1 protein-coding gene is annotated in these 228 nt (G+C 65.8%); it reads right to left on the bottom strand.

From position 1 onward, the window contains the following. A partial coding sequence (locus AC6H42_RS23640; RefSeq protein ID WP_497549080.1) for a hypothetical protein occupies positions 1–228 on the bottom strand: 228 nt, incomplete at both ends.

The raw sequence follows: 228 nt of genomic DNA, 5'->3' as shown, positions 1-228 counted from the left end.
CGAGAAGTGGTTGCGCCAGTTGTAGCTCACGCGGGCCGAGAACTTGCTGTTCTCATAGAAGATCGAGCCGTTGTACGACTGCGGCGACAGGCCGGGGTAGCCGCAAGCGGACGGGCCGCCGTTGCGGCTTGCCTGCGCATCGACGTAGGTGTAGTTGGCGGCCACGCCGAAGCCCTGCAGCCAGGGGATTGCGGTGTCGAAGGCATACTGGCCGGCCAGCTCCAGGCC

Source organism: Massilia sp. NBRC 108631 (assembly GCF_059704565.1).
This window is presented reverse-complemented; position numbering and strand designations above follow the sequence as displayed.